Below are 22,397 nucleotides of genomic sequence, written 5' to 3' on the forward strand. Positions count from 1 at the left end.
ACGGACACTGCCTCTGGAGGGAGGGCCGATATGCGTATCAAGGCCCAGGCCCCCCAGTGTCCGCTTTGCCCGGTTAATGGTGGGGGGTGCCGTTTGCGTGGATTCGACCCCCGCGCGGCATTCGCACCATACGCGCCACATGTGGCTATAGAGGCGATTGTGAGGCATGCCCGGGTCTGTAGGCAAACACCCCCCATGTCGCCTAGGTCGTCAATGTCCGCTCATGTCCGTATTAACGCACGGTAGTCCCAGCTACCATGTGTAATGTTGAGCCGAGCGTAACCAGTCGTGCGCGCTGCGTAGCGCAAATGGAGTGCGAATTCCGGTTTGCACAGCAAATATGGACGTAAAGCCCATTACACTCATAGCGCAAGTTACCCCGCGTATGTGGGCAAGCATGAGGTACTGCCCTTATGGGGCACTTCGGTATATACGGTGCGGCCCTGGCATAAGCAATATCTGAGGCAAGGGGGAGTTACCACCTCGGATGCCGCAGACGGGCATGAGCCGCGCATGCAGGCAGGAAGCAGGACGCATGAGCACGGGCCAGGCATAGCGGGGCGAGCATGCCTTATAGGCGTACTCCTCTCATGTGTAGCGCAAGAGGGCAGATGCTCTAGAACCCCCGAATTTTCGCGCCCAGGCATTTTCTAGGGCGTGTCCGTCATGCCCTGGTATGTGGAGGCGAGGCGCTGAGCGCCGTTCTGCCGCGCCGGACACCGTGAGGGTACCGAGCGACCCGCGCGCCGAGATAGGCCGCGACACGGTCACACAGCAGCGCGCACGGGCCGGATACGGCCGGACGGCACGGCCGGATTGGCGCCATGCGCGCACGTCACCGGCCGTGTGCGGGCCCGGGGGAGCGTCGCCGGACGGAGGGCCCCGGCGGGGGGAGCGGCCCCCAGGGAGGCGCACAGCGGCGCGGTGACTCTCCGTGAATTTCCCCCGATTTTCGTCTACGCAGCGTGAAATTCCGGGCGTGCGGGCAGGCTCACGGCTATTTCTGACGCTGTATCAGAAAATTGCGTTTTCGCAGGTCAGACCCGTTACCCGCGGTACAACGATCTTCGCGGGCCCATGCCGGTGATCTTGAATTTTTGGCATGACATGCACGCATAGAGCTGCATTCATAAGGAACTAAGCGACACATCACCTTCTGTCCGTATTCATCCGGGCAATGCGGACACCTAGATCGTCCACATTCTGAGATTTCCCGGCAGTTTTCAAGATTCTTTAGGGGCTGATCATGCCTCTGAGCTGCACAAACGTCGCCAGGCCCAAATTCCTCGCGGAAAAGGGGTACACGCACCCGCCCTGTACCCCTAACGTCGTACCTGTCACCGCAACCGCAAGGGGGCGGCGGCGGCCCCCCTCCCTGGGGGGTCCCGAACGGCAAGGGAGGTGAGTGGAAACAGGCGCGCGAGTAACGCGCGTATCCCTGGCGTGCACGCGGGCATTTTCCGGCGCGGCATGACCAGACGCGAGCACAGCAAAGCCCTGTTTCGGGCGTGCGCTGATGCCGGACCGCGGTTTTCCCCGGGCATTCCCTGTAAAGGGCTCTCGCGTGGGAGGACTAGGTTTCCTGGCTAGCTCGGTTGCGGGCATTCCCTCTAGTAGGGCTCTCGCGCAACTGGCGGGCATGGGACGTGTCGGGTGGCTCCGACTGGCGGGCAGTCGTGCAAGCGAAACGGTTAGGGCGGAATAGCGTACAGGGACGAAAACTGTCCCCCGGTTTCTCCATCATTCGCGCGGTTGCTCGCGCCCTTGACTTCGGGAGAGTCGGGAGTGACGTTTTCAGCAAAATCCCACCGCGTGTGATCTTGCGACGCAATCGCGATTGGTATCTAGGGACCCTGTACGGGATAGGTCTGCTGGAATGCAGAAACCACCCGTGCGCATGCCCTAGGGCCATACCAAGAGGCCCGTATGTCGAGTGAACACAGTGTGACACGTCTGTACTTTGCCAGCTGGCAGAGATGATCTTGGGTCTACTTCGGTATACCTCCCAATTTCGTCCGGTCCTGTTTGGGAGAGTGTGGCGCACAGCGGACAGAATCAAGCACCGGGCGAGAGTCGATAACAGGTGCCGGGATTTTCTGCCCCCTTGAAACCATGGATGTGGTGCGGGGGCATGCCTAGCGAAACGCGTAGGCCGCATTTAGCGGCTGAATCTCCGGAGAATGGCACGCGCGAATATCAGGCTGAACGGGGGAGAGAAAAACTCCGCCCGTATCAGGTAGGTGCGATACCTACCGCGCGTACTCACTCACTCGCACACAACCCAGGGAAGGGGGCAGACATGAGCGTTAAGCGTGACGTACAGGGGCCCGCTAGCACGTGGTCCGCGGACAGTCGTACGCGGAGTTACAAAGTGGAAATGGCTACCGTCCGTGTGGACTACGGCGGCCGTATCAACTTGCGTGGCGCGCGTGACAACGTGCGACAGAAGCAAAACCAGCCGTTCCGCGCGCACACGGGTAAGAACCTGCGCACCCCTAAGCGTCACATCGTGTCCGGCCGTCCGGCCGGTTACGGGGAGTCCCCCACCTACGCGCCCGGAAGTTTCACGCGCGGCATGGGCTACTCGGACAACGGCGGATATTTCGCGACGGATGAGCCGCGCGAGATTGCGCCGGAATTCGACCTGACCACGCTTGACGGTTTGCGTGCGGCGCGTGATCACGCGCTGACGCGTGCCCGGGAAGCGAAAGCACGCGGAAACCTTGTCGTCGCGGAATACGCGCAGAGTGACGCGCGTGAATTCCGCAAGTCCATTCGAGCCATGGAAAAGAGGCAGTCATGAGCCGTCGCACGACCGCACGCCGTAAGGCCGCTCGCCGCATGGGGCGCATCCGTCAGCAGGAAGCGGACACGCGCGCCACGCTCACGGAATGGCGCGGCGTGGCCACGCGTTCGCCGCTCGCCACGCTCGCCGCGGGCAACGTCGACCGCACCCGCGCGACGGTGGCCGGGACGTTCGCCAGCAAGCCGGACCCGGGCGAGTTGCCGCACACCCCGGCCCGTGACTCGGCCGTGATCCCGACCCCCAAGACGGTGTGGCAGGCCGCCACGGGTGAGGCCGCGCCGGTCAAGGCGCCGGAGCCCGCGCCGGAGCCGGTCAAGGCGGCGGCCGTGCCGACGGTCTACCGGCCGATCAAGGCGGCCGATCTCCCGGCGGAGATCAAGGACGTCACGCGCAAGCACCTGGCCGACGGTGATCTGTCCGGTGACTGGTTCTGTGTCGGGGTCCTCGACGACCCGGACGACCTGACGGTAGACGTCTACGCGCGCAAGCACGGGGCGTCGGTCCGCTACTCCATCGCTGCCTGACAGCAGCACACATAAGGGCGTCATTCCGGGCGGGAAACCGTCGCGGGGTGGCGCCCTTTTCCATGCCCGGGAAGGGGAATTATCGGATGCACAACATCCTGCGGCGGGGTGCGGCGCGTCGCGTCGTCATCGCCGAGCATCTCAGTGGTTTCGGTGGTCAGTGCCGACTCGCAAGCGCACGCATTTCCCTGTCGGGGTTGCGGCAGTTGGAGCGCGAGCACTCCGGGATCACGCCGGAAATGGTGGCCCGATGGCACACCGACGCATGCCGCGCACGCACCAAGCTGCGCCGCGAGATCCGGGACCGGAAGTTCAAGCGGGTGACGCTGTGAGGCTCATCCGACTTCAGATGTTCGACGCGCGCCGCGTGTGGACCGTGTACAGCGGGCAGCGGTGGCCGGAGAACGAAAAGGCCCGTGCGATTTCCGACGCGCGCAAGTTCTACGGCGGGCGGTCGGACCTTTACCCGGGCGGGGTGCGGCTCATCGATGAGGCGGACCGTGTGCTCTGGTCGATCGGTGCCGTGCCGACATTCCGCCTCGAAATCGACTGGGGCGACGGTGAGGGATGGCGCGAGCTGTGGGGCGCGTGGGGCCTGTCGAAGTGGGAGGCCGAGCACGGACGCAACCACAACGCCGAATTCCTGGGTAAGCCCGTGCGCATCGTGCCGGAGGACTACCCGCGTGAGTCAACCCCGGTTGAGTCGGTCCAGCTCATCACTTTTTCCAGCCCCGAGGTCCAGCCGGCCAGCCCCCAGGCCGGCCGTCCCGTGGCGCCCGTGATCTTCCAGTTCGGAGAGGAATCCGCAGCATGACGTTCCAGATCACCGACAAGTCCGGTCAGCCCCGCACGTTCCTGGAGTGGACGACCGCCGCCGCTCTCGCGGTCGGCAAGGTCAAGGTCACCGACCAGGACGGCCGCACGGTCGAGATCGACCCGGCCACGATCGGCGGTACGAAGTGACGACGCTGGTCTACACGGTCGAGGTCTTCGACCCGGTCTCCACGCTCACGGTCGGTTTCTTCAACATCACCGTGGCCGACGCGGAGCAATTTCCGCCGCTCGCTGCGCAGTTGGTCACGGCAGTCGGACCGATCTCCGGCGGACTCGACTTCTCGGTTCTCCACGTGCGCGAGGACAAGCCGGAGTCGGTGCGCACGGTGCGGCTGGAGAAGGTGAGCGCATGAGGAAGCGGGAAAGGGAGCGGCTGATCCGGGACTCGCTTCGCGCGCTGTGGTTTTCGGCGACCGGCCGGATGCCGCACCGGCCGTCACGGCTGGAGTGCAGCCACAGCAGGGACCCCCGGCACGCGGTCGCGTTCGTGTGGGACCAGCGCGACCCCGGTGTAGGACGCCCGAATCTGCTGGCCGGTGTCTGGCACACGCCGGAGATCGCGCCGGAGCAGTGGCTGTACCCGGCCGTGATGTTCGACCGCTGGAAGTCGTCGAAGGAAGCCGTGGACACGGTCGTCGCGTAAGGCTTCCGGTCGGACTCGGTGCGAGGGAGGTACCGAGTCCGGCCGTGGCTGTGCGCGCCATGCATGGTCGGGCTGCCGATCAGCTGACCGTCAGGTCGGCAGGGATGCAGCAGCAATCGGCGCCGCCATTCGAGCGGCGCCTTTTTCATGCCCGAAATCAGAGGGGGCGGTCTCTTTGACCATCGACATCACGACGATCCTGCCGGAACTGCCGTTGCTGGAGTCCCTGTTCGAGGCCATGGAGTGGGCCGAGGACGAGATCGAGAAGGCCCAGGCACGGCACGGCGAGCCGAAGCCGCGTCCCGGCACGCGGGGGACCGGGCCGATCTGGAACAGCTTCAGCCTGCTCAACGTGAACGGCAACGAGATGCTGCTGCGCGAGCCGCTCTACCGCGCGCACTGCCGGGAAATCCTCGACCGCCGGGCCAAGGGTGCGGACACCAGGCCGGGGACGGATGCGGAGATGATCGCCGTCCTGTCCGAGACCAGCAAGGTCGCGCCCCTGACGTCCGCCGCCGCGTGCCTGTACATGAGGCTGATGGCCCGGTCGGTGCCCGAGTTCGCCCGCGCCGTGCCCGAGGTCGACCTGACGGCCTACGAGAAGGTCCACGGCCGTAAGGCGGACGAGTACGAGACCGATCTGCGCCACAAGCTCCGGCAGGCCGACCGGACGAAGAAGTGACGGCAGAACAGCCGGTACGACAACTGAACCATCTGACGGAAAGGGGGCCCCGGCGCGTGTGAATGCCGGTCGGCTCCCTTTCTGTTGCCCATCCTGAATTTGAAAGTCCGCCCATCGAATGGCGGAAAGGAGTATCGGATGCGAGACCTCAGCGACGAGACGCACACGTTCGACGGCGTCGAGATCACGCCCGGCCTCCGGGTCCTGGACTACGACCGGAAGTGGGGCGTGGTCGACCCGGAGCAGTTCGAGCGAAAGGGGATGTGCGACCCCGGCGGCGAGTACTTCAACGGCTGGTACGAGATCAAGCGCGATGACGGCAGCCGCTCGCTGATGAACGGCACCCGGCTCACGACTCGGGGCGAGTGATGTACGCGGTCACGATCGAATGGCGCCAGCAGCGGACGGTGCGCGGGAAGACGAGTCAGAAGCTGCTGAGCAGGGAGACCGAGGAAATCGAGTGGTCGAACGGCGTTGCCGATTCGGTCGCTGATTTCCTCCGTGCCCACCCGCGGATCGGGTTCTCGGGCATGGAGGACTTCGGCCAGGGTGGCTGCGTCCTTGATCCCGTCTCGCTTCGCTGCCGGGCGTACGGGGACTGTCGCCACCACCACATCGAGTCCGTGCGTGACTGGGTCCAGGGGCGCGTGGACGAGCTGAAGGCCGATGAGTCGGTGGACTTCACCGGCGGGGCGCTCAAGTGGGTGGCCATCGAGGTCACGGCGCTGCCCGAGCCGGAGCCCGAGGACGAGGACGAGGACGAGCCGGAGGACGAGCCGGAGGAGGAGCCGGCCGACGACGGGCCGGCCGCTCAGCTCCTGCGTCGCCTGATGGGCCAGTGACCGGCCGGCTGCTGTGGTTCTTCATGCTCCAGCAGTACGTGCCCCCGGCCGGTGATCAACCGGCCGCTTGGGTCGACACAGCGACCCGGTACGTGGAACTCAAGCCGCGCCGTGATGGCAAGGAATCCGATCCGGTCACGGCGTACTGCGTGCGCCATATGACAGCGCGCATGCGTAACGGGCAGCCGAAATATCGCGTGGTGGTCCATGAATATCTGGGCCGCGCATTCTGTAGTGCATTCGTGGTGCATATCGATGGCACCCGCACAGCAATCGGCGCTTGAGCCAGGGGAAGTCCAGGACGCAGCAGCAACGCCGCGCCCCGGAATTTTCGACAGTCAGCAGTTATCTGGGAGGGGCAGTGACGCAGCAGCAGGAGCGAATGGACCTGGAAATCGGCGACCGCATTTTCGTGACCATGCCGTGGTCCGAGGCGTGCCTGGCCTTGCAGGTCGCCGACAGGGTCATGGAGGTGGAGGTGCGCGAGCACGGGGCGCAGCTCCTCAAGGACGGTGAGCCGTACTCCTTCCCCATCACGTGGGGTGAGGCCGGTATCTACACCGATTCGACGACCGGCAAGCCGTACACCTACAACGCCGAGAAGGTGGGGGCCTGAAATGGGCATTGACCTGCGGTTCGAGGGTGACGGAATTATCGGCGAGTGGTCCGCCTGGCTGGCGGACAAGGCCGAGGAGTCCGAGAAGCTCGACGAACTGTACGAGACCTGGTCGGAGGAGCACGCGACCTGGTCGGACTACCCGTACGGGCCGGTCCAGTTCCTGAAGTGGCGGGAGAAGCAGGGGGACAAGGTCGCCGGTCCGCACTGGAGCGGTGAGCTGAAGACGCAGCACACCGGCAATTTCGTCTCGTGGATCGACGAATTGGTCCACTTCACGATCTTCAAGATCGACGAGACGTACTACGTCGCGGTCTCCCCGCCCAGCCACGTGAAAGACCCGAACTTCTACCGGCTCACGTGTGACGAGCCGGACGACTTCCTGAAGTTCACCGAGGCGTGGATGGAGTGCGAGGGCGGCCACGCATTCGAGACCGAGGACACCTACCGCTGGCAGTTCTACGTCGAAGGCGTCGGCCAGCGCGGTAAGGAATTCCAGCTCCACGAGCTGGCCGAGGACGCGGACGGCAATCGCCTCTGCCCGCGCTGCGGCAACAAGATTCTCAAGGTGGGAGCGTACTGATGATCGGTGGCGTGGTCGGTTACACCTACGCGCAGGACAACCTGTGCCCCTCGTGCACGGTCGGGCGGATGCGAGCGAACGGCATCACGGTCGCCCGCGGCGGTGACCATGAGGCGGCGATCCGGCGGGCCGCGGAGCGGGTCGGGGTCGACTTCAGCGACGAGCGTTCCTACGACTCCGGTGACTTCCCGAAGACGATCACCGGGCAGCAGGCGAGCACCGAGCTGACCGAGCTGCCGAACGGGGAGCGCGGTGAGATCGAGGACGAGAAGTGCGACCGGTGCGGGCTGTGGATGAAGCTCGGGGAGAAGTCGCCGACCGCGGCCGGACTGACCCGGTACGTGCGTGACTCCTACGAGCTGCCGCAGGCCCTGGCCCGTGCGGTCGCGGGGACGCTGCGCGAGTGGGGACTGTCCCACCCGGAGTTCTTCGACGCCGACAACGTCAAGCAGGCCGCGGCCCTGCACGTGCACGACTGGGTCAGCTACCGGTTCGTCGACTACCCGAAGTCGACGGAGACCGAGCCGATCTCCACGCCCGACACCGACGGCGAGGAGTGCGTGCACTGCGGCCGGCCGTTTGAGGAGCACACGCTGACCTGCGAGGTCTGCAAGGAGGAGGTGCCCGCGGTCGGCACCCATTCCCACGAGATCCGGATGAAGGGCCAGCGTTCCTTTCCCGGGATCAACAAGGAACTGACCACCTGACGGTCGGGCCCGGCCGGTGAGGTTCACCGGGTGCGTACTCCCCTGCGCATTCGCGGGTTCAATTCCCGCGCCGGGCGCTCACCCATTCATTTTTGGCAGCAAGGGAGGGAAAAGATGGGCGCAAATATGCGTGAGCTGCGCAAGCAGGCCGTGGAAGAGCTGGGCTGGGAGCAGCGCGACCCGAACCGGTACAACATCGACGGCATCGTTCGGGACGCGTGGATCAACGGCAACGGCTCGGACGAGACCTGGAAGGCGGCCGTCGAGAAGCACTACAAGCGCTTCATGGTCGGTGACTGGGTGCGCATCACGGTCGAGGTCGAGGACGGGTTCACCGAGCACCACTACGGCCCGATCGAGAACTTCCGCAAGCCCGACGGAAATCACTACCGGCGCCACGTCGCCAATCCGCACGCGGCGTTCCTCCACCCGGAGCACACCCGCAGCCACGTCGTGCCGCTGGCCGACCTGGTCGAGGAGATCAACGACTTCGAGATCATCACCGAGTGGTCCCAGGTCCACGAGGGCGGACCCCAGCACAACTACGGGGTCTACTCGTGCATCGGCATGCACGGGCCCTACCCGCCGCCCGCCACGACGCTCGTGATCCACAAGGTGTCCGGCCGTAAGAAGCGGTTCTGCGACGCCTGCAACACGCCGGAGCAGCGGGCCGGGCTCGCGGACGAGGCGCTGATGTACCAGCGCAATGCGAAGAGCACGATTCTGGAGCTGCGCGCGGACCCGACGCTGATCACGGGACCGGCAAGCGAGGACCGCTGGGACAAGTCGCCCGCCGAGCAGTACCGGGAGTTTGCCGACGTCTTCCCGTGGCTCGTTCCCGCTCCGGCGGCCGAGCTGTACCAGCAGTGGAAGGAAAACCAGAATGCGTCTGCTGCCGCCTGAGATCTGGATTGCGCTGCGCTCGGACATCGACCTCAAGGAGTACGAGGACGAGGACGCAGCAGCAATTCGCGCCGGTGACATCGCGGTGTACGACGTCGCGATCATCGAGCCGCGGACCGACGAGAACTGGGATGAGCCGAAGGAATGGACGTTCCTCGACTCGTGCGGGAACTACTTCGGCAACCCCGGCCAGGACAACGTCTACTCCCACCCTCGCCAGATCAGTGACGAGAACCTGCGCTTCTACGTCATCGACATGTGGATGTTCAACCTCGGAATTCGGCAGGGCGATCTCATCCACTACGGCGGCAAGGTCCACGCCGTGCTCGGTCTGGAATGCGAGCCGTACGACATGGACGCCGTCGGCTATGCGACCGGATACCTGGTGTGCCGACCGGCCGCCGGGGGCGCTCTGGTGCGGGTGTCGGCCGAGAACGCCACGCGTCGCGTGCTCGAACTCACGTGACCTGCCCCAAGTGCGGTCGGCCTCGCGCAGCCTGGCCGCTTGACCGCCCACCGCGATGCAGCCCGAAGCGGTGGGCTTACTGCATTCGAGAGGACAAGACATGATCGGAACGAGGGTAGGCGCCGAAGGCTGGACGATCGTCGACCTGGCCCGCCAGAAGCACTACGACGACCGGTACTACGGGCAGTTTCTCGGCGCCCGCGAGCACGGTCCCAGCGGCGGCATGGAGTGGGTCGTCGGCCGTCTGTTCGTGGGCAAGAGCCGGGACGACGTGTTCCGTGATGGGGAGTGGGCGTACTCCAAGCGCTTCGCGGGGCCCCGGTCGACGGACAGCGCGGACGCCGCGCTGGAGGCGTACGTGAAGATGTCCCACGAGACGTTCGTGTGGGACCGCATCTTCGAGCAGCGCACCGGTGAAGTGATCGACCGGTACCTGGCCGGCCCCGAGGTTGCCGACGCCCCCAAGCTCTCGGCGGGCTGGCAGCAGAGCAGTGCCAACGGCGGTATGCCCGTCGGCAGCCACACCGTCTACCTGCCGTTCCACCAGGCGAAGTACTACCTGTTGCATTTCCTGCGCGCCACCCAGCTCAGCGCGATGCAGCACCTGACCCAGGGCATCACCCTCGACCGGCACCAGGCCGTCGACCTGGTCACCAAGGCGACCGGCCCCGTGCGTTTCGAGTACGGCTACCACACGTACTGGCTCGCGGCGGAGCCGTCATGACCCGCAGCGTCTACGTCGGCCCCGAGTGGCCGGACGGAGAGCCGGAGCCCGAAGCGCAGAGCCATTTCTACTGCGCCAACGACGAATGCCCCAGTGCGTTCGGCAATGGTCACGGCCCCGTCCCCAACACCCGGAAGTACCGGGTGCCCGGCGGGTACGTCTGCGAGCTGTGTGCCGAAGCGCACGACAGCGCGGTGCCCGCCGAAGATGCGCCCTCAACTCCCGCCGTGCCTACGGCCTTTCCCGCATAGGAGCGTCATGCGCTGTTCCACCGATCCCAAGTCCATCAGCCCTGCGGATGACCCGTGCGACGGGGATGCCACCCACATGCTGCTGGGCTCGCTCCGCGATGAGGACGGCACGCGAGAGCCGTTCCGCGATCCGGTGTGCAAGCCCTGCGGCGAGTCCTACGTACGGCGCCCCTCGCTCAAGGCCCGCATCGTCCCGCTCCACGTGCACATGCCGGAGAGCGTGTTCACCGAGATCGTCGAAGGACACCGGCTGGTCAAGGACGCGGAGCGTGAGGCCCGGTGCTTCGACTGCGGCACGACCGGTCGCGTCAACTGGTTCCGTTTCCAGACCAACGGGTGCCCGGGGCGTCCGGAGTCCATCGAGGTTCTGCGCTTCTCGCGCGACATGGTGCACGCCGAATTGCACAAGCGGGCTACGGCATCCGCCACCGAGTGGCGAGAGTACGCCGTCGATTTCATCCACACGCACATCGAGGACTGGCGGGTGGTCACCGACGACGACAAGTACAGCGCCTACTTCACGTTCCGCGACCGCGAGTACGGCCTGCGGCACGACCTGCCCGGCGGCCGATTCGGAGCGGAGAAGCTGCCCAACCGTGGCCGCCCCAAGCCGGAGATCATCAACCCCGAACTCGACTACAAGCAGGCTGTCTTCTACTTCCACGGCCGGATGACTGAGTCCGGGTCCGAGTTCTTCGCCACCTGGACGCCCAGCCACGCCAACGTCACCGACCGGGAGCTGATCATCCTCTACACCCCCGAGGGCCAGATCAGCGAAGTCCTGCGCGTCCCGGGCCTGCGCGGGTGGGACGAGACCACCGGCGCAATCTGCGACGCGTTCGGGCCCATCAGCCGCGTCAAGCTCCAGACCCGCATCTACGAGTAGGAGAACAAGGGATGCAGCCGCAATTCAAGTTCGAGCAGGTCGACCCCGACAACGACAACCGCCTGCGGGTGAGTCTGAAGGACACCGGTGAGGCCCTCGGTGTCACCTACCTGACGAAGGGGGCCGGCTGGGTCGCCGAGCACGCCGGCCTCACCGGAAAGCAGGGCGGTGTACACGGCTTCCGGACCGAGCACCTGGCCGCCGAGTTCATGTACTGGTTCAAGGCGCCCGAGCAGTCCGACCGCACCAACCCCACGGACCGGCCACGCCCCCTCAACCCCGAGCTGCTGCCGAAGCACGGCGTACTCATCTCCCTGGAGCCGATCAACGGCGATGACTTCCTCGTGGACCTCAACACGCGAGGAGCCGGGTCCGGCATCGGCTACCTCCAGCAGCGTGACGACGGGACGTACGACACCCGGCTCGGGTCCATCCACGTCGGCATCGCCACCACCCCCGAGGCCGGTCTGTGGGCCGTCATGGCACTCCACACGACCCACAAGCGCTACGCCCCGCTGCTGGAGGGCTTCACCCCGTCCGAGGACCAGATCCCCATCCAGCACCCGGCGGTCCGGGTGCTGCTGCCCGACGAGGACCGATGACGACCGCGCTGCGGCTCGCCCCCGGCACTCGGGTCACGCTCGACGATCCCGAGTTCAGCAACTGGACCGGCACGGTCGTGGTGTGCCTGTGCAAGCGGCACAAGTGGCAGCGGCAGGTCGGTGACGGCGGGCCGGGCCGAGAGTGCGGGCATGCGCGCTGTGGCTACCCGCGGGCGGCCTCCGCCTGTCCCTGGCCCGTGCACGTGCGCTGGGACGGGGGCGACCCGAACGACCCCAACGAGTCCCACCAGAGCCCCGACGACCTCACCATCCTCACCACGACCGGCAACTGATCGGAGCTACGTCATGCTGCTGTCCCCACCCGAGCGCAAGATCCACCCGCGCTACGAGGTCCGCACGCTGAAGAACCGCGACGACACCCCGCGGCGCCTGGGGATCTACGACGACAACCGGGGCACCATCGTGCGTACGCTCCCGCTGGCCACCCCCGAGCGTCTGGTGGGCAGGGTGGTGGAGGAGCTGGAGCGCACGTTCAAGCCTGCCACCGTCGTCTACCGGGCGAAGTGGATCACCAAGAAGCTCCTTGAGCCCTACGGGTTCGCGAGCCTCGATGGCGACATCGTCGAGGTCACCCCCCGCTACCGCGTGATCCTCGACAACGGCCGCAACCTGCACACCATTCCGGCCAAGGCGCATGTCCGCACCATCTGGGGTGCCACGGTGCATGACTTCCACCCGGGCTCGCGCTACGGCTTCCGCGGTGCGATCGTCCACGACCAGCCGGAGGACGTCGAGGGCTGGACCGAGCCCCGGCACCAGGAGCTGTACTACCTGGTCCACCACGGGTGCACGGCCCCGTGGTTCGCCGACTTCGCGCTGCACTACGGGCTCGCCGGCAAGCACCACCAGTGGGACGAGATGGTCGCGGCAGGCCATGACGCTCGGCCGCTCAACGGGAACGGCGGGGCGCACTGGCTGCTTCGGCACTGGGACCGCGAGCACCCGGAGGTCGCTCGCGCCCTGTACGGCATCGACAACGAGACGAGCAACTGAGAGGGGCTGGACATGAGCGACGCTGAGAAGGACGAGGAAGAAGTCTCGGTCCGTACGCGCTACGCCGTCTCCTGGCAGTGGACCGGGCGCCCCGGCCAGACCCGCAGGTCGACGTGCATCGTCGACTCGGCCCAGATGACGCGGCCCGGAGACCCCGAGCAGCGGGACCAGCTCATCCGCACCACGCTCTCGAAGTCGAGCCTGCCGCTGGACCAGGGCCCGGAGAACGTCATCCTCGACATGGTGGTGGTGCTCTGCAACTGCGAGCCGCTCCCGACTCGCCAGCACTGCGTCTATCGCGAGCACCAGGGCCAGCGGTTCTACATGACGTCATCCCAGACGTACGCCCACATGGAAGTCATCCACGACCGGCACCGCGACAGGATCATCGGCATCGTGAGCATCACCGAGAGCGTCGCGTTTCTCACCCAGGTCCGCGAGAAGTACGGCCACCAGTAGGGGGATTCATGGCTGAGTGCATTCACTTCGAGGACGTGGTGCTGCTCGCCGGACGGCGGGGCATCGTCGACCGGGACTGGACCCGGTACCCCCACGACCCGAACAAGCGCCTGATCCTCCTGGAGGGCGGCGGCAGTCAGTGGGCCGTGGCCAAGGACGTCGAGAAACTGCCGACCGTCTTCCTCGGCATGCCCAACGAGGACCACATGCCGCAGCCGGGGGAGCCGCTGACGCTGTGGCAGCAGATCCCGCACGGCTTCGACTCCTACCTGTGGTCCGACCTCCCCTGGGACGCACAGTGCATGTACTGCGGCCTGCCCGGGGGCGCCGAGATCCACATTGAGCAGTAGCAGGGACACAACAGAAATTCGCGCGGCCTGATACGGGCCGCTTTTTTCATGCCAGGAGACCATGCGATGGATGTCAGCAACGCGGACGCGGTTGACCTGTTCGGCGGCCCCGGTGGCTGGGACTTGGCCGCCCGGGGCCTCGGCATCAGCGTGACGGGTATCGAGAAGGACCACGCGGCGTGTGAGACGCGCCGGGCGGCCGGCCTGGGCACCGTTGAAGGTGATGTGCGTGACTACGGACCGCACGACTTCCCCAAGGCCCGCTACCTCAAGATCGGTTCGCCGCCGTGCCAGCCGTACGCCATCAACGGGCTGGGCAAGGGACGTCAGGCACTGGACAACGTCCTGGCGCTCGCCAAGCGGATGGCCAACCGCGAGGACATCTCCCGGGACCTGGCCGCCTTCGAAGACGAGCGGATCGGCCTGGTGCTCGAACCGCTGCGCTGGGCGCTTCAGGCCATCGACCAGCAGCGGCCCTACGAAGCGATCACACTGGAGCAGGTCCCCACGGTGCAGCCGGTATGGGACGCGCTGGCCATCATCCTGCGCGCCGAGGGCTACAGCGTCGCCACCGGCAAGTTGAGCGCGGAGGAGTACGGCGTTCCGCAGACCCGTGTCCGCGCGATCTTCGTTGCGCGTCTGCACGGTGTGGCCAGGCTGCCCGCGCCGACCCATCGCAAGTACCGCAAGAACGTGGCCCAGGAGGACGGCGATCAGTCGCTCAGGCCGTGGGTGTCCATGGCTCAGGGGATCGGGTGGGGCATGACCCACCGTCCGGGACTGACCGTCACGGTGGGCACTGGTGCCGGGGGAGCGGACCCTTCCTGTGTCGGGGGGTCTGGAGCCCGTGCCACTCTCTATGGCGAGCGGGACGCAGGCCGGTGGGTGGCGTTCAACCGTCTGATGTCCGCTGACGATCTGCCTGCATACAAGGGCGGACGCAAAGACCAGATCCGCGTCTACGCGCAAGACGCCGCGCTCCTCCAGTCCTTCGAAATGGGTCACCCGTTCCAGGGCTCGCGCACCGAAGTCCTGACGCAGATCGGCAACGCTTTCCCGCCGCGTATGGCCGAGCAAGTCCTGCTCACCGCTCTCGAACTGCGTCCCTCCCTGCGCAGCGTCGCCTGACCATTCGCGCGGCCTTTCCCAGACGGGAGGGCCGCGTTTTTCATGCCCGGAAGGGGGTGTCGGCTTGGAGATCGAGTGGTGCGAGGAGTGCTGCGGCCCGTGTGAGTGCTACGACCCGGACGCGCCGGAGCCCGAGCCGCAGGGCCTGGAGCTGAAGGGCGAAGCCCTGGTGGCCTACCTCGATAGCCGCACCGACCAGCAGAGACAGGAGCTTGCCGGACCGTGGCCGGTCCGGTGGCTGTATCCCCGGCGAGAGGGAGAGCCGAAGCGCGGGATCAACGTGTGCGGCGGCTGCGGTGGAGGCTGCGCGGGGCTGCGCCTGGTGCTGGGGGTCGAGCTGGACATGATCTGCGTCGACACCTCGAAGGACGCCACGGCGACGGCACGGGCCGCCGGGTGCAACGCGATGCATATGGATGCACGCGACGTCGACCCGCGTCACCCGGCGCTCAGGTACACCTCGTTTGCGGTGTACACGATGCCCTGCCCGGACTACTCGGTGGCCGGTAAGCGGGAAGGGCTGAAGCCGGAGAACATCAACATCCTGTGCGACGTCATGGCCGACGTGTCGGAGGCGTTCGGGAACGTCTGGCGTACGGGTGGCGCGCATGGTGACGTCACCACCGTCGAGTTCGGTCAGGACTCCGGCATTTCCATCAAGGAAATGTGGGGGTGGCTGGGCGAGGACGGCATGGGTGGCAAGACGGCCGGCCTCATGCTGGCGCCGGTGCTGGTCACTATCGGGCTGCTGCGCTCCGGTGCCCCCTTGGAGGGGGTGCTGATCGAGCAAGCGTGGACGCTGCCGGAGAAGATCCGGGAGGCGATCGGCATGGAGCTGATCGTGGCCGGTTGGCCTCTCGCGCACTGGGACATCTTGGACGCGGGCGATTTCGGAAGCCCGTCGACCAGGCGCAGGGCCATCATGGTGGGCTCGCGGGACCGAACGCTGGGCACGGTCGAGGCGCCCGGCATCACCACCTGGGCGTCGGACGCCATCGGCTGGGACCCCGAGACGTGGATCAACACCCGCGGAGTCCGGAAAACATCCGGTGGGAATGAGTTCAAGATGGGTCGCACCATGCCCGGTGTCACCTCGAAAATCCGAGGCTGGTACGACGCGGACGACCCGGAGCACCGCTTCACGATCGAAGAGGTGTGCCTGCTCGTCGGTCTGCCTGCCGACTTCCCGGTGGTCGGGTCGCGTACCTCGCAGTGTCAGCAGCTCGGCGACATTTTCTCCCCGCTCGTTTCGGCAGTGGTGTGGGCCATCCTGCTTGGCATCGACTGGGTGCCACGCCTGCGCCGCTATCTGGCCGAGCGGTACCCCCAGGTGCACGGCTGGGCTGCGTACGCCGAAGCGGCATAAATCTGCCCCGTGGGCCCCCGTGTTTCCGGCGTGGGGCCCCTCTTTTCTTTCTCGCCACTCGAATGGGTGACCTGACTAATTAAAGCCGGGCTCGTTGGGCCAGGCGCACCGGAAAACCGATCGGCTCGCAAGGGAGTCACATCATGGTCATGCTCAAGTGCCCCGGCAGCTGCAACTCGAAGGTGATCGAGGCCAACGAGGGCGAGAAGCCGGGCGAGGACGGTTACGCGACGCGAAAGTGCGCGGGCTGCCAGTGGCACGACGACGGGATCGGCGGCCCTGATGACTGCGGCTGCTCCGACTGCGAGAGGGCCATGGCCGCCGAGCACCGGGCGAACTGGCGCAAGCACCAGAAGCTGGAGCTGGCCGACGAACAGACCAGCGAGTCGGACCAGTTCGTGTGCCAGGTCAAGATCTGGCGTCTGACTGACACGAGCGCCTACACGCCCAAGGTCTTCACCATCGTCGACTCCACACCGCTCCAGTACGACCGCTGCTCCTGGACCGGTGTTCCCTCGTGCACCGTCTACCGCGGCGGCGACATGGTCGACTGCCTGACAACCGTGCCGAGCCTCGACCGCGCTCGCCTCTTCATCGCCCGCTCGTGCATGACGGGCTACGACAGCTTCGAAGCTCTGGACACAGAGACGGGTAACGAGTGGCTGGAGATCATCGCCGAGCTGATCGCCGCCGAGCTGCTGAAGGGCGAAAAGTCCAGCGAGGAAGAGCGGGTTCGCACCTTCTACGCCGGTAATCCCTGGCACCCCGGGGACGGTGACGACTTCCAACTCCTCACCCGCCGGGACTTCGCCGGCTCCGTCTTTTCCGTCGTCGAGCACATGGCTGTCGACCAAGGCACCGAACCGCTCGCGGTCGCCGTCAAGGCGTGGCACGACGGTTTTCCCGAGCCCACCTACACCGACCTCCACCCAGCTGCCTGAGAGGACCCCATGCTGAAATCACGCGAGGACGAGTTCAACTGCCGACGGCTGCCGAACCGGTCGATCCGCCACGTCACCCGGCCCCGGTGGGTGGCCATGTTCCATGGTGACAAGCGCGTCGTCGGTCTCCTGGTTCCTCGCTCCCGGAGGCAGGACCCCTATGGCCGCTCGTTCCTGCACTACACCGCCGACGGACAGATCATCGAGAACCGGATCGGCTACACGGGCCCCGACGGTGACCACGGCGAGTGGTACACGGCCCGAGCGAACGAACTGCCGCGTCAGAAGTGGCAGGCCATTCGCAACTTCTACCTCGACCTCCCCCCGGCGGACGCGGAGGCATCGCGATGACTCAGCACGTGATTCAGTTCAGCGGCGGCCTCGGCAGTTTCGGGGCCGCTCTCTGGGTCGCCGAGAAGTACGGCACCAGCGACATGACGCTGCTGATAGCGGACACCAAGGCCGAGGACCCGGACCTGTGGCGGTTCGCCGACGACACCAGCCGCCTGCTCGGGGTGCCGCTGACGAAGGTCGCCGACGGCCGCAACCCCTGGGAGCTGTTCCGCGACAAGAGGTTCCTGGGCAACGACCGCATCACCCCCTGCACGAAGTACTTGAAGCAGATCCCGTGCCGGAAGTGGATGAAGGAGAACGCCCCCGTCGACGACTCCCTGGTCTACATCGGCATCGAGAAGACCAAGCGCGACCGGGCCCGCTGCCGCGCCATCGCCCGGAACTGGAAGCCGTGGACGGTCCGCTTCCCGCTGTGCAACAAGTGGATGCCGGAGCTGGGCAAGGAGGAGTCCAAGGCCCAGCTCATGGACCTGGCCCGCTGGTACGACATTGAGCCGCCGCGGCTGTACGCGCTCGGCTACGAACACAACAACTGCGGAGGTCTGTGCGTCCGCGCCGGCCAGAAGCAGTGGCTTCACACGCTGGAGGTCCAGCCCGAGCGCTTCGCCTACGCCGAGGCCCAGGAGGCCAGCCTACGCGAGCTGCTCGGTGACGTGACGATGCTCCGCGAACGTCGGCAGGGCGTAGCCCACTCCCTGCCGCTCTCCCGACTTCGGCGCAGGCAAGAGGCCGTCGCCGCATTTACCGCCGTCTAGGAGACCCATGACCATGACCGATGACCGCCCGATGCTGCGCACGCCGACCGGGGGCGCAGAATCTCAACCGAAGCGCCCGGAGCAGTGGCACGGCCACCCCTACGTGTGGGCCTGGAACGTCTCCCTCGGAGCGACCAGCCCCACGTACATCGAGGGCGAGTGCCTGAAGGCGAAGGAGGAGGGCGCCCCACCGGACGCGGTGTACAAGCTCGACGGTGAGTGGATCACCGTCGGCATGATCGCCACCGCCGAGCGGCAGACCCGTGTGCGTGAGTACGCCCAGGCCCTGGTGGAGTGGCGTGACGCTCTCAGGGCGTTCCGTCAGCCGGCTGCGGTGCAGCAACTCCAGGCCGAGCAGCCGGAGTTCGAGTACTACGTCGCGTTCCAGGCGCGGATCTCGGGCAGGGCCACGGGCGCAAGTCTGGAGGAGGCCATGCGGAAGCTCGCCCCGCCGGAGCACACCGGGCCGTCCGGCTGGGTGGGCGGGCTCGCCACGTCCAGTGAGGGCGTCACGTGGTTCCTGAACTTCAGCTCCGCCGAGGCCAAGGTGGTCAGGACGACCGACCCGCGCCACACCACGGAGCCCGAGCCGGCCGAAGCGCCAGCCGCAGAGGGGTCGGCCGAAGCGCCGGCGGCGGCCGAGGACACGGCGGCACCGGCGGTCTTCCCCGAGGGACGCGGCATGAGGCTGGTCAAGCGCCAGTCGGAGTAAATCCCTCTGGGGGCCGCGGCCCGTTCCTTACCTCGTACGAGAGGCAGGGGGCGGGCCATTTTGCTGCCCCGAACCGACACACCCGACACCCGTTAAGAGGAGTCCCCATGACCAACCCGACCGACAACACGCCCGACGACACCGCCGACGAGGGCAAGTACCTCACCGCCCCCGTCGTGGAGAGGCGCACCAACTACCCGCTGACGGAATTCGTCATTGCCGCGCTCATGGGCGTCGAGGAGTACACCGCGGACAACGCCGAAGAGTGCCTGCGCCGCGCGAAGGCCCTCTTCGAGCTGTACGACGAGCTGGGTGTGCCGCTCGTATACCTCAAGGACGAGACACCCTTCTCGGCGCGGTACGTCAACAGGGCGTTCATCCGCCTCCACCTGGGTCAACGGACGGGACACGGCGACAAGACCCCGGAGGAGTTCGACCGGGGCCTCAAGCTCCTCAAGGCCCGCCGCACCGGCATCCCCAGCCTCTCCTTCCACCGCGTCATCCGCACCGGCGCGAGCCTGCGCCTGGCCGAGCCGTGGGCGGTCCTCCAGGAGATCGACGACCTCACCGACACCGAGATCCGTCGGGTGGAGCTGTACCCGGACGGCCGGATGCTGTGGCACCAGGACGACGGCGGCTTCGAGCCGGGCACGACGACGAAGGAGTGGGTCCAGGCCACGGACGTGCCTCTGCTGTCCGTCCGCAACAGCGCCGCCTTCCAGAAGGTCGAGGAGGTGCCGGCCGAGGAGTTCGAGAAGCTCTGGGACGTTGCCAGGCGACCGGGCTGCAAGTGGATCGTCGACCTGCACGCCCCGCGCCAGTGGCTGCTCATCGACCAGACCGATTCGGTCTACTGCGACGATCCCGACACGACGGACGACGGGTCGGCGTTCTGCACCGAGCACCGCGTGATGGCGGAGCGGGTGTTCCCTGCTCTGTTCGTGGGAGCGTAGGTTCGGGGCCAAGGACGCAACAGCAACGACTGACGGCTTCGCCAGCTCATCCCTCGTGCGAGTGATCGGACGAGGGGTGAGCTGGAGTGGCTGCCAGTGTCAACGGGCACCGCGGATTTCCCGTATGAAAAGGGTTAAGGAGTAAAGGGTCGTGGCGGAACCTCGGGTCGGGATGAACTGGACCGACGAGCACGGCACACGCCGCAAGCTCTGGGCCAGCGGCGCCGCGCGGTTGAAGCACGTCGCCGAGCGCGCCCCTGTCGGCCGGTTGCAGACCCCGGCGACATGGCAGACCAACGAGGTGCGCAACTTCCAGGACCAGGGCTTGTGGAACGTCACCTGGCTGGACGCCGGCGACGTCGAGCGCAAGGGCTCGTGGCGCATCGACGGGCTGACCGAAAAGGGGCGCAAGCTGCTCGCGGAGTGGGAGCGCCGTGTCGAGGAGGGGGGCGGCCTGCGGGGGCCCAAGCGCGGAGGTGCAGGCACCGACGCCTGAAATACGGGTCCCTCACCAAAATCTCTACATCCTCTTGCCTACCGGCACATCAGGCTCGCCCTAGCCTGTCACGCGATATGCGAAAAGCATGTACCGAACAATTGCGCTACGCCCAGGCGCAGCTCTGGCCAGTGCACGCGCCTATGCGCCTGGGGTATGCGCCCCCCGCAGCGGTGAAAAACCCCCGGCACTTTGGGACAAAATCCCATCACACCCTGTCCCTGCCCAAACCACTGCGCCTACCCTCTGATCCCAGTCCCACCCCTTTGATGCCGCTACAGTCGAAGCCAGGTGTGACCACGAGACTTCGATAAAAAAATGGCATGGAGGAACAGCCCATGGCGCAGGATGAAGTCGACCTCTACGACGACATGGACAACTCACCAGGGGCAAGGACCATCCCCTTTGCCTACGACGGTGAGTCCTACGAGATCAACCTGAGTCCCGACAACGCCGACGCCTTCAAGGCCATGCTGCGTCCCTACCTGCTAAAGGCTCGCGCAGCCTCCGTCACCAACGTTCTGGTGTGCCTCCCAGGTCGCTTGAACCACGCGACCGGGGCCCTGAACATCCTTGACGACTCCAGCATGAACACCGTCCCGGTCGTGGCGACAGCAACCGGTCCTGGCGAGTACCTCATCAGCCACAGCGACTTCGTCACCGACCGCCCTGTGCTGCACGCCGCCCCCGCGCTTCCGCCCACCCCTCACTTGGGGGAGGTGCCCCGCCAGGCGGCCACCGAGGACCGGCAGAACGGGGCGGTGTCCCAGGGCAGCGGAGTACCGGACACGCAGGTACGGGAGTGGGCCAAGCGCTACGGCGTGCCGGGCATCCCTGCCCGCGGCAAAATGCCGGCGGCTATCCGCGAGATCTACACAGCCTTCCAGAACGACAACGAAGAGCCCTGGCGGAAGTTGCTCCTGGAACACGACATCGACCCCGACAAGGCCCTGGCCGACGCACGGGCCCTGACTCTCGTGGACTCGAAGAAGCCTGAGCCCACAGAGGATGAAGTCCTCCGCAAGAAGGCCAAGAACGTCGGTCGGCTCAACTCCCAGCAGCTCAGCCGACTGCGCAGGATGCTCGCCGCTGACAAGGGCCGTGTCACGACCGACGGCACGAGTGGTGACAAGGCGAGCTTCCAGGCCCTCGACAACCGTGGCTGCTGCACAGCGGTCGTCACGCGCAAGGGCAGGACCACCTACCAGATCACCGAAGTCGGCCGTCTCTACTTCGAGGTCCGGGGAGTCTCTCCGACCGAAGACTGACCCGACTGGGAAGCCCCAAGCCCGCTGTACGCCCCCCGCAGCGGGCTTCTCCTTGTCCATTTCCAGCCCAGGCCCCGTCAATGCGGGGCCTGTTTCGTTCACACCGGAGGGAAGAACCATGGCACGAGAAGTACGCGTCATCCTGCTCGATGACCTCATCAACGACGACGCTACCGAAGCCGACGAGACCGTGGTCTTCGGTCTGGACGGCAAGACCTACGAGATCGACCTCACCAACGACAACGCACACGTACTGCGCGCCCGGCTCAAGGAGTTCATCCAGGCCGGCCGACAGATCAGTGGTGGCTCCAAGCGCGGCAGGCGGCCCATCACCGAGCCTGCCCGCGAGAGCGCCGCCACCAACAGGCATCAGAACGGCACCGATCCCGCCGCCGTCCGGGCCTGGGCCAAGGAGAACGGGCTGAAGGCGCCCGAGCGAGGAAGGCTGCCCAAGGCGTTCGGTGAGGCGTTCCGCGCCGCAAAGTTCCACAACTACGGTCCGCTCAACGAGCTGAGGCAAGACCCGCGGTAC

Annotated in this window: 33 protein-coding genes and 1 pseudogene; all 34 read left to right on the top strand. The window is 66.3% G+C overall.

The genetic code is table 11. The features are described from left to right. The first annotated feature begins 2,377 nt into the window (after positions 1-2,377). Positions 2,378-2,803 carry a hypothetical protein gene (locus tag DMB38_RS20445; RefSeq protein ID WP_125936404.1) on the top strand — a complete coding sequence of 142 codons (426 nt, stop codon included), beginning with the start codon at positions 2,378-2,380 and terminating at the stop codon, positions 2,801-2,803. Between the two features lie 38 nt (positions 2,804-2,841). Then, positions 2,842-3,330, top strand: a complete 489-nt coding sequence (locus DMB38_RS20450) for a hypothetical protein (protein ID WP_125936405.1) — start codon at positions 2,842-2,844, stop codon at positions 3,328-3,330. Between the two features lie 86 nt (positions 3,331-3,416). Further along, positions 3,417-3,662, top strand: coding sequence for a hypothetical protein (locus DMB38_RS20455; RefSeq protein WP_125936406.1), 246 nt, complete (start codon positions 3,417-3,419; stop codon positions 3,660-3,662). Positions 3,663-3,679: 17 nt separating this feature from the next. Further along, positions 3,680-4,144, top strand: a complete 465-nt coding sequence (locus DMB38_RS20460) for a hypothetical protein (RefSeq protein ID WP_125936407.1) — start codon at positions 3,680-3,682, stop codon at positions 4,142-4,144. Further along, on the top strand, positions 4,141-4,293 hold the full coding sequence (locus DMB38_RS36205; RefSeq protein ID WP_164716057.1) for a hypothetical protein: 153 nt from the start codon (positions 4,141-4,143) through the stop codon (positions 4,291-4,293). The genes DMB38_RS20460 and DMB38_RS36205 overlap by 4 nt, the downstream gene beginning before the upstream one ends. Further along, a complete protein-coding gene (locus tag DMB38_RS20465) occupies positions 4,290-4,517 on the top strand; it encodes a hypothetical protein (protein ID WP_125936408.1) in 228 nt (75 codons plus the stop codon). Before DMB38_RS36205 ends, DMB38_RS20465 begins: the two co-directional genes overlap by 4 nt. Next, a complete protein-coding gene (locus DMB38_RS20470) occupies positions 4,514-4,807 on the top strand; it encodes a hypothetical protein (protein ID WP_125936409.1) in 294 nt (97 codons plus the stop codon). The genes DMB38_RS20465 and DMB38_RS20470 overlap by 4 nt, the downstream gene beginning before the upstream one ends. 175 nt (positions 4,808-4,982) lie before the next feature. Continuing rightward, the gene (locus DMB38_RS20475) at positions 4,983-5,489 is read left to right on the top strand and encodes a hypothetical protein (RefSeq protein ID WP_125936410.1); all 507 of its coding nucleotides are present in this window, start codon (positions 4,983-4,985) and stop codon (positions 5,487-5,489) included. A gap of 138 nt (positions 5,490-5,627) precedes the next feature. Further along, a complete protein-coding gene (locus tag DMB38_RS20480; RefSeq protein WP_125936411.1) occupies positions 5,628-5,858 on the top strand; it encodes a hypothetical protein in 231 nt (76 codons plus the stop codon). Then, the gene (locus DMB38_RS36210) at positions 5,858-6,331 is read left to right on the top strand and encodes a hypothetical protein (RefSeq protein WP_164716058.1); all 474 of its coding nucleotides are present in this window, start codon (positions 5,858-5,860) and stop codon (positions 6,329-6,331) included. Before DMB38_RS20480 ends, DMB38_RS36210 begins: the two co-directional genes overlap by 1 nt. Further along, positions 6,328-6,615: a hypothetical protein gene (locus DMB38_RS20485; RefSeq protein WP_164716060.1), complete on the top strand. Its 288-nt coding sequence runs from the start codon at positions 6,328-6,330 to the stop codon at positions 6,613-6,615. The genes DMB38_RS36210 and DMB38_RS20485 overlap by 4 nt, the downstream gene beginning before the upstream one ends. 77 nt (positions 6,616-6,692) lie before the next feature. Further along, positions 6,693-6,947 (top strand): hypothetical protein, encoded by a 255-nt coding sequence (locus DMB38_RS20490; protein ID WP_125936413.1) that lies wholly within the window; start codon positions 6,693-6,695, stop codon positions 6,945-6,947. A 1-nt stretch (position 6,948) separates the two neighbouring features. Next, positions 6,949-7,530, top strand: coding sequence for a hypothetical protein (locus DMB38_RS20495; protein WP_125936414.1), 582 nt, complete (start codon positions 6,949-6,951; stop codon positions 7,528-7,530). Beyond that, a complete protein-coding gene (locus DMB38_RS20500; RefSeq protein ID WP_125936415.1) occupies positions 7,530-8,237 on the top strand; it encodes a hypothetical protein in 708 nt (235 codons plus the stop codon). The genes DMB38_RS20495 and DMB38_RS20500 overlap by 1 nt, the downstream gene beginning before the upstream one ends. 114 nt (positions 8,238-8,351) lie before the next feature. Beyond that, positions 8,352-9,140 (top strand): hypothetical protein, encoded by a 789-nt coding sequence (locus DMB38_RS20505; RefSeq protein ID WP_125936416.1) that lies wholly within the window; start codon positions 8,352-8,354, stop codon positions 9,138-9,140. Continuing rightward, positions 9,121-9,606, top strand: coding sequence for a hypothetical protein (locus DMB38_RS20510; protein ID WP_125936417.1), 486 nt, complete (start codon positions 9,121-9,123; stop codon positions 9,604-9,606). Before DMB38_RS20505 ends, DMB38_RS20510 begins: the two co-directional genes overlap by 20 nt. 100 nt (positions 9,607-9,706) lie before the next feature. Then, positions 9,707-10,330: a hypothetical protein gene (locus DMB38_RS20515; RefSeq protein WP_125936418.1), complete on the top strand. Its 624-nt coding sequence runs from the start codon at positions 9,707-9,709 to the stop codon at positions 10,328-10,330. After that, positions 10,327-10,581, top strand: coding sequence for a hypothetical protein (locus DMB38_RS20520; protein WP_125936419.1), 255 nt, complete (start codon positions 10,327-10,329; stop codon positions 10,579-10,581). Before DMB38_RS20515 ends, DMB38_RS20520 begins: the two co-directional genes overlap by 4 nt. A gap of 7 nt (positions 10,582-10,588) precedes the next feature. Beyond that, a complete protein-coding gene (locus tag DMB38_RS20525) occupies positions 10,589-11,467 on the top strand; it encodes a hypothetical protein (protein WP_125936420.1) in 879 nt (292 codons plus the stop codon). 11 nt (positions 11,468-11,478) lie between these two features. After that, positions 11,479-12,069 (top strand): hypothetical protein, encoded by a 591-nt coding sequence (locus tag DMB38_RS20530; RefSeq protein ID WP_125936421.1) that lies wholly within the window; start codon positions 11,479-11,481, stop codon positions 12,067-12,069. Further along, entirely contained in the window at positions 12,066-12,362 is a 297-nt protein-coding gene (locus DMB38_RS20535) for a hypothetical protein (protein WP_125936422.1), read from the top strand. Before DMB38_RS20530 ends, DMB38_RS20535 begins: the two co-directional genes overlap by 4 nt. 13 nt (positions 12,363-12,375) lie before the next feature. Further along, the gene (locus DMB38_RS20540) at positions 12,376-13,083 is read left to right on the top strand and encodes a hypothetical protein (RefSeq protein ID WP_125936423.1); all 708 of its coding nucleotides are present in this window, start codon (positions 12,376-12,378) and stop codon (positions 13,081-13,083) included. Positions 13,084-13,095: 12 nt separating this feature from the next. Continuing rightward, entirely contained in the window at positions 13,096-13,542 is a 447-nt protein-coding gene (locus tag DMB38_RS20545) for a hypothetical protein (protein ID WP_125936424.1), read from the top strand. 8 nt (positions 13,543-13,550) lie between these two features. Continuing rightward, entirely contained in the window at positions 13,551-13,892 is a 342-nt protein-coding gene (locus tag DMB38_RS20550; protein ID WP_125936425.1) for a hypothetical protein, read from the top strand. 66 nt (positions 13,893-13,958) lie between these two features. Continuing rightward, positions 13,959-15,020: a DNA cytosine methyltransferase gene (locus DMB38_RS20555; RefSeq protein ID WP_125936426.1), complete on the top strand. Its 1,062-nt coding sequence runs from the start codon at positions 13,959-13,961 to the stop codon at positions 15,018-15,020. Positions 15,021-15,084: 64 nt separating this feature from the next. Then, entirely contained in the window at positions 15,085-16,386 is a 1,302-nt protein-coding gene (locus DMB38_RS20560; protein WP_125936427.1) for a DNA cytosine methyltransferase, read from the top strand. 143 nt (positions 16,387-16,529) lie between these two features. Next, a complete protein-coding gene (locus DMB38_RS20565; protein ID WP_125936428.1) occupies positions 16,530-17,327 on the top strand; it encodes a hypothetical protein in 798 nt (265 codons plus the stop codon). A 9-nt stretch (positions 17,328-17,336) separates the two neighbouring features. Then, positions 17,337-17,678: a hypothetical protein gene (locus DMB38_RS20570; protein ID WP_125936429.1), complete on the top strand. Its 342-nt coding sequence runs from the start codon at positions 17,337-17,339 to the stop codon at positions 17,676-17,678. Further along, positions 17,675-18,436, top strand: a complete 762-nt coding sequence (locus tag DMB38_RS20575; RefSeq protein WP_125936430.1) for a hypothetical protein — start codon at positions 17,675-17,677, stop codon at positions 18,434-18,436. The genes DMB38_RS20570 and DMB38_RS20575 overlap by 4 nt, the downstream gene beginning before the upstream one ends. A 7-nt stretch (positions 18,437-18,443) precedes the next feature. Then, the gene (locus DMB38_RS20580; RefSeq protein WP_125936431.1) at positions 18,444-19,148 is read left to right on the top strand and encodes a hypothetical protein; all 705 of its coding nucleotides are present in this window, start codon (positions 18,444-18,446) and stop codon (positions 19,146-19,148) included. A gap of 107 nt (positions 19,149-19,255) precedes the next feature. Then, a complete protein-coding gene (locus DMB38_RS20585; protein ID WP_125936432.1) occupies positions 19,256-20,101 on the top strand; it encodes a hypothetical protein in 846 nt (281 codons plus the stop codon). A 151-nt stretch (positions 20,102-20,252) separates the two neighbouring features. After that, a complete protein-coding gene (locus tag DMB38_RS20590) occupies positions 20,253-20,597 on the top strand; it encodes a hypothetical protein (RefSeq protein ID WP_125936433.1) in 345 nt (114 codons plus the stop codon). 323 nt (positions 20,598-20,920) lie between these two features. Further along, entirely contained in the window at positions 20,921-21,865 is a 945-nt protein-coding gene (locus DMB38_RS20595; RefSeq protein WP_125936434.1) for a histone-like nucleoid-structuring protein Lsr2, read from the top strand. A 118-nt stretch (positions 21,866-21,983) separates the two neighbouring features. After that, a pseudogene (locus DMB38_RS36990) lies at positions 21,984-22,337 on the top strand (Lsr2 family protein); the annotation flags it as partial. Between the last annotated feature and the right edge of the window lie 60 nt (positions 22,338-22,397).

The organism is Streptomyces sp. WAC 06738 (assembly GCF_003945505.1).
Taxonomy (GTDB): Bacteria; Actinomycetota; Actinomycetes; order Streptomycetales; family Streptomycetaceae; genus Streptomyces.

Excerpts from the sequence above, each read along its gene's own strand:
- DMB38_RS20455 (WP_125936406.1), top strand. The coding sequence starts at position 3,417 with ATGCACAACATCCTGCGGCGGGGTGCGGCGCGTCGCGTCGTCATCGCC.
- DMB38_RS20450 (WP_125936405.1), top strand. The coding sequence starts at position 2,842 with ATGGGGCGCATCCGTCAGCAGGAAGCGGACACGCGCGCCACGCTCACG.
- DMB38_RS36205 (WP_164716057.1), top strand. The coding sequence starts at position 4,141 with ATGACGTTCCAGATCACCGACAAGTCCGGTCAGCCCCGCACGTTCCTG.
- DMB38_RS20520 (WP_125936419.1), top strand. The coding sequence starts at position 10,327 with ATGACCCGCAGCGTCTACGTCGGCCCCGAGTGGCCGGACGGAGAGCCG.
- DMB38_RS20535 (WP_125936422.1), top strand. The coding sequence starts at position 12,066 with ATGACGACCGCGCTGCGGCTCGCCCCCGGCACTCGGGTCACGCTCGAC.
- DMB38_RS20525 (WP_125936420.1), top strand. The coding sequence starts at position 10,589 with ATGCGCTGTTCCACCGATCCCAAGTCCATCAGCCCTGCGGATGACCCG.
- DMB38_RS20460 (WP_125936407.1), top strand. The coding sequence starts at position 3,680 with ATGTTCGACGCGCGCCGCGTGTGGACCGTGTACAGCGGGCAGCGGTGG.
- DMB38_RS20515 (WP_125936418.1), top strand. The coding sequence starts at position 9,707 with ATGATCGGAACGAGGGTAGGCGCCGAAGGCTGGACGATCGTCGACCTG.
- DMB38_RS20505 (WP_125936416.1), top strand. The coding sequence starts at position 8,352 with ATGGGCGCAAATATGCGTGAGCTGCGCAAGCAGGCCGTGGAAGAGCTG.
- DMB38_RS20545 (WP_125936424.1), top strand. The coding sequence starts at position 13,096 with ATGAGCGACGCTGAGAAGGACGAGGAAGAAGTCTCGGTCCGTACGCGC.
- DMB38_RS20565 (WP_125936428.1), top strand. The coding sequence starts at position 16,530 with ATGGTCATGCTCAAGTGCCCCGGCAGCTGCAACTCGAAGGTGATCGAG.
- DMB38_RS20580 (WP_125936431.1), top strand. The coding sequence starts at position 18,444 with ATGACCATGACCGATGACCGCCCGATGCTGCGCACGCCGACCGGGGGC.
- DMB38_RS20445 (WP_125936404.1), top strand. The coding sequence starts at position 2,378 with ATGGCTACCGTCCGTGTGGACTACGGCGGCCGTATCAACTTGCGTGGC.
- DMB38_RS20555 (WP_125936426.1), top strand. The coding sequence starts at position 13,959 with ATGGATGTCAGCAACGCGGACGCGGTTGACCTGTTCGGCGGCCCCGGT.
- DMB38_RS20480 (WP_125936411.1), top strand. The coding sequence starts at position 5,628 with ATGCGAGACCTCAGCGACGAGACGCACACGTTCGACGGCGTCGAGATC.
- DMB38_RS20500 (WP_125936415.1), top strand. The coding sequence starts at position 7,530 with ATGATCGGTGGCGTGGTCGGTTACACCTACGCGCAGGACAACCTGTGC.
- DMB38_RS20595 (WP_125936434.1), top strand. The coding sequence starts at position 20,921 with ATGGAGGAACAGCCCATGGCGCAGGATGAAGTCGACCTCTACGACGAC.
- DMB38_RS20570 (WP_125936429.1), top strand. The coding sequence starts at position 17,337 with ATGCTGAAATCACGCGAGGACGAGTTCAACTGCCGACGGCTGCCGAAC.
- DMB38_RS20540 (WP_125936423.1), top strand. The coding sequence starts at position 12,376 with ATGCTGCTGTCCCCACCCGAGCGCAAGATCCACCCGCGCTACGAGGTC.
- DMB38_RS20550 (WP_125936425.1), top strand. The coding sequence starts at position 13,551 with ATGGCTGAGTGCATTCACTTCGAGGACGTGGTGCTGCTCGCCGGACGG.
- DMB38_RS20495 (WP_125936414.1), top strand. The coding sequence starts at position 6,949 with ATGGGCATTGACCTGCGGTTCGAGGGTGACGGAATTATCGGCGAGTGG.
- DMB38_RS20510 (WP_125936417.1), top strand. The coding sequence starts at position 9,121 with ATGCGTCTGCTGCCGCCTGAGATCTGGATTGCGCTGCGCTCGGACATC.
- DMB38_RS36210 (WP_164716058.1), top strand. The coding sequence starts at position 5,858 with ATGTACGCGGTCACGATCGAATGGCGCCAGCAGCGGACGGTGCGCGGG.
- DMB38_RS20530 (WP_125936421.1), top strand. The coding sequence starts at position 11,479 with ATGCAGCCGCAATTCAAGTTCGAGCAGGTCGACCCCGACAACGACAAC.
- DMB38_RS20470 (WP_125936409.1), top strand. The coding sequence starts at position 4,514 with ATGAGGAAGCGGGAAAGGGAGCGGCTGATCCGGGACTCGCTTCGCGCG.
- DMB38_RS20575 (WP_125936430.1), top strand. The coding sequence starts at position 17,675 with ATGACTCAGCACGTGATTCAGTTCAGCGGCGGCCTCGGCAGTTTCGGG.
- DMB38_RS20585 (WP_125936432.1), top strand. The coding sequence starts at position 19,256 with ATGACCAACCCGACCGACAACACGCCCGACGACACCGCCGACGAGGGC.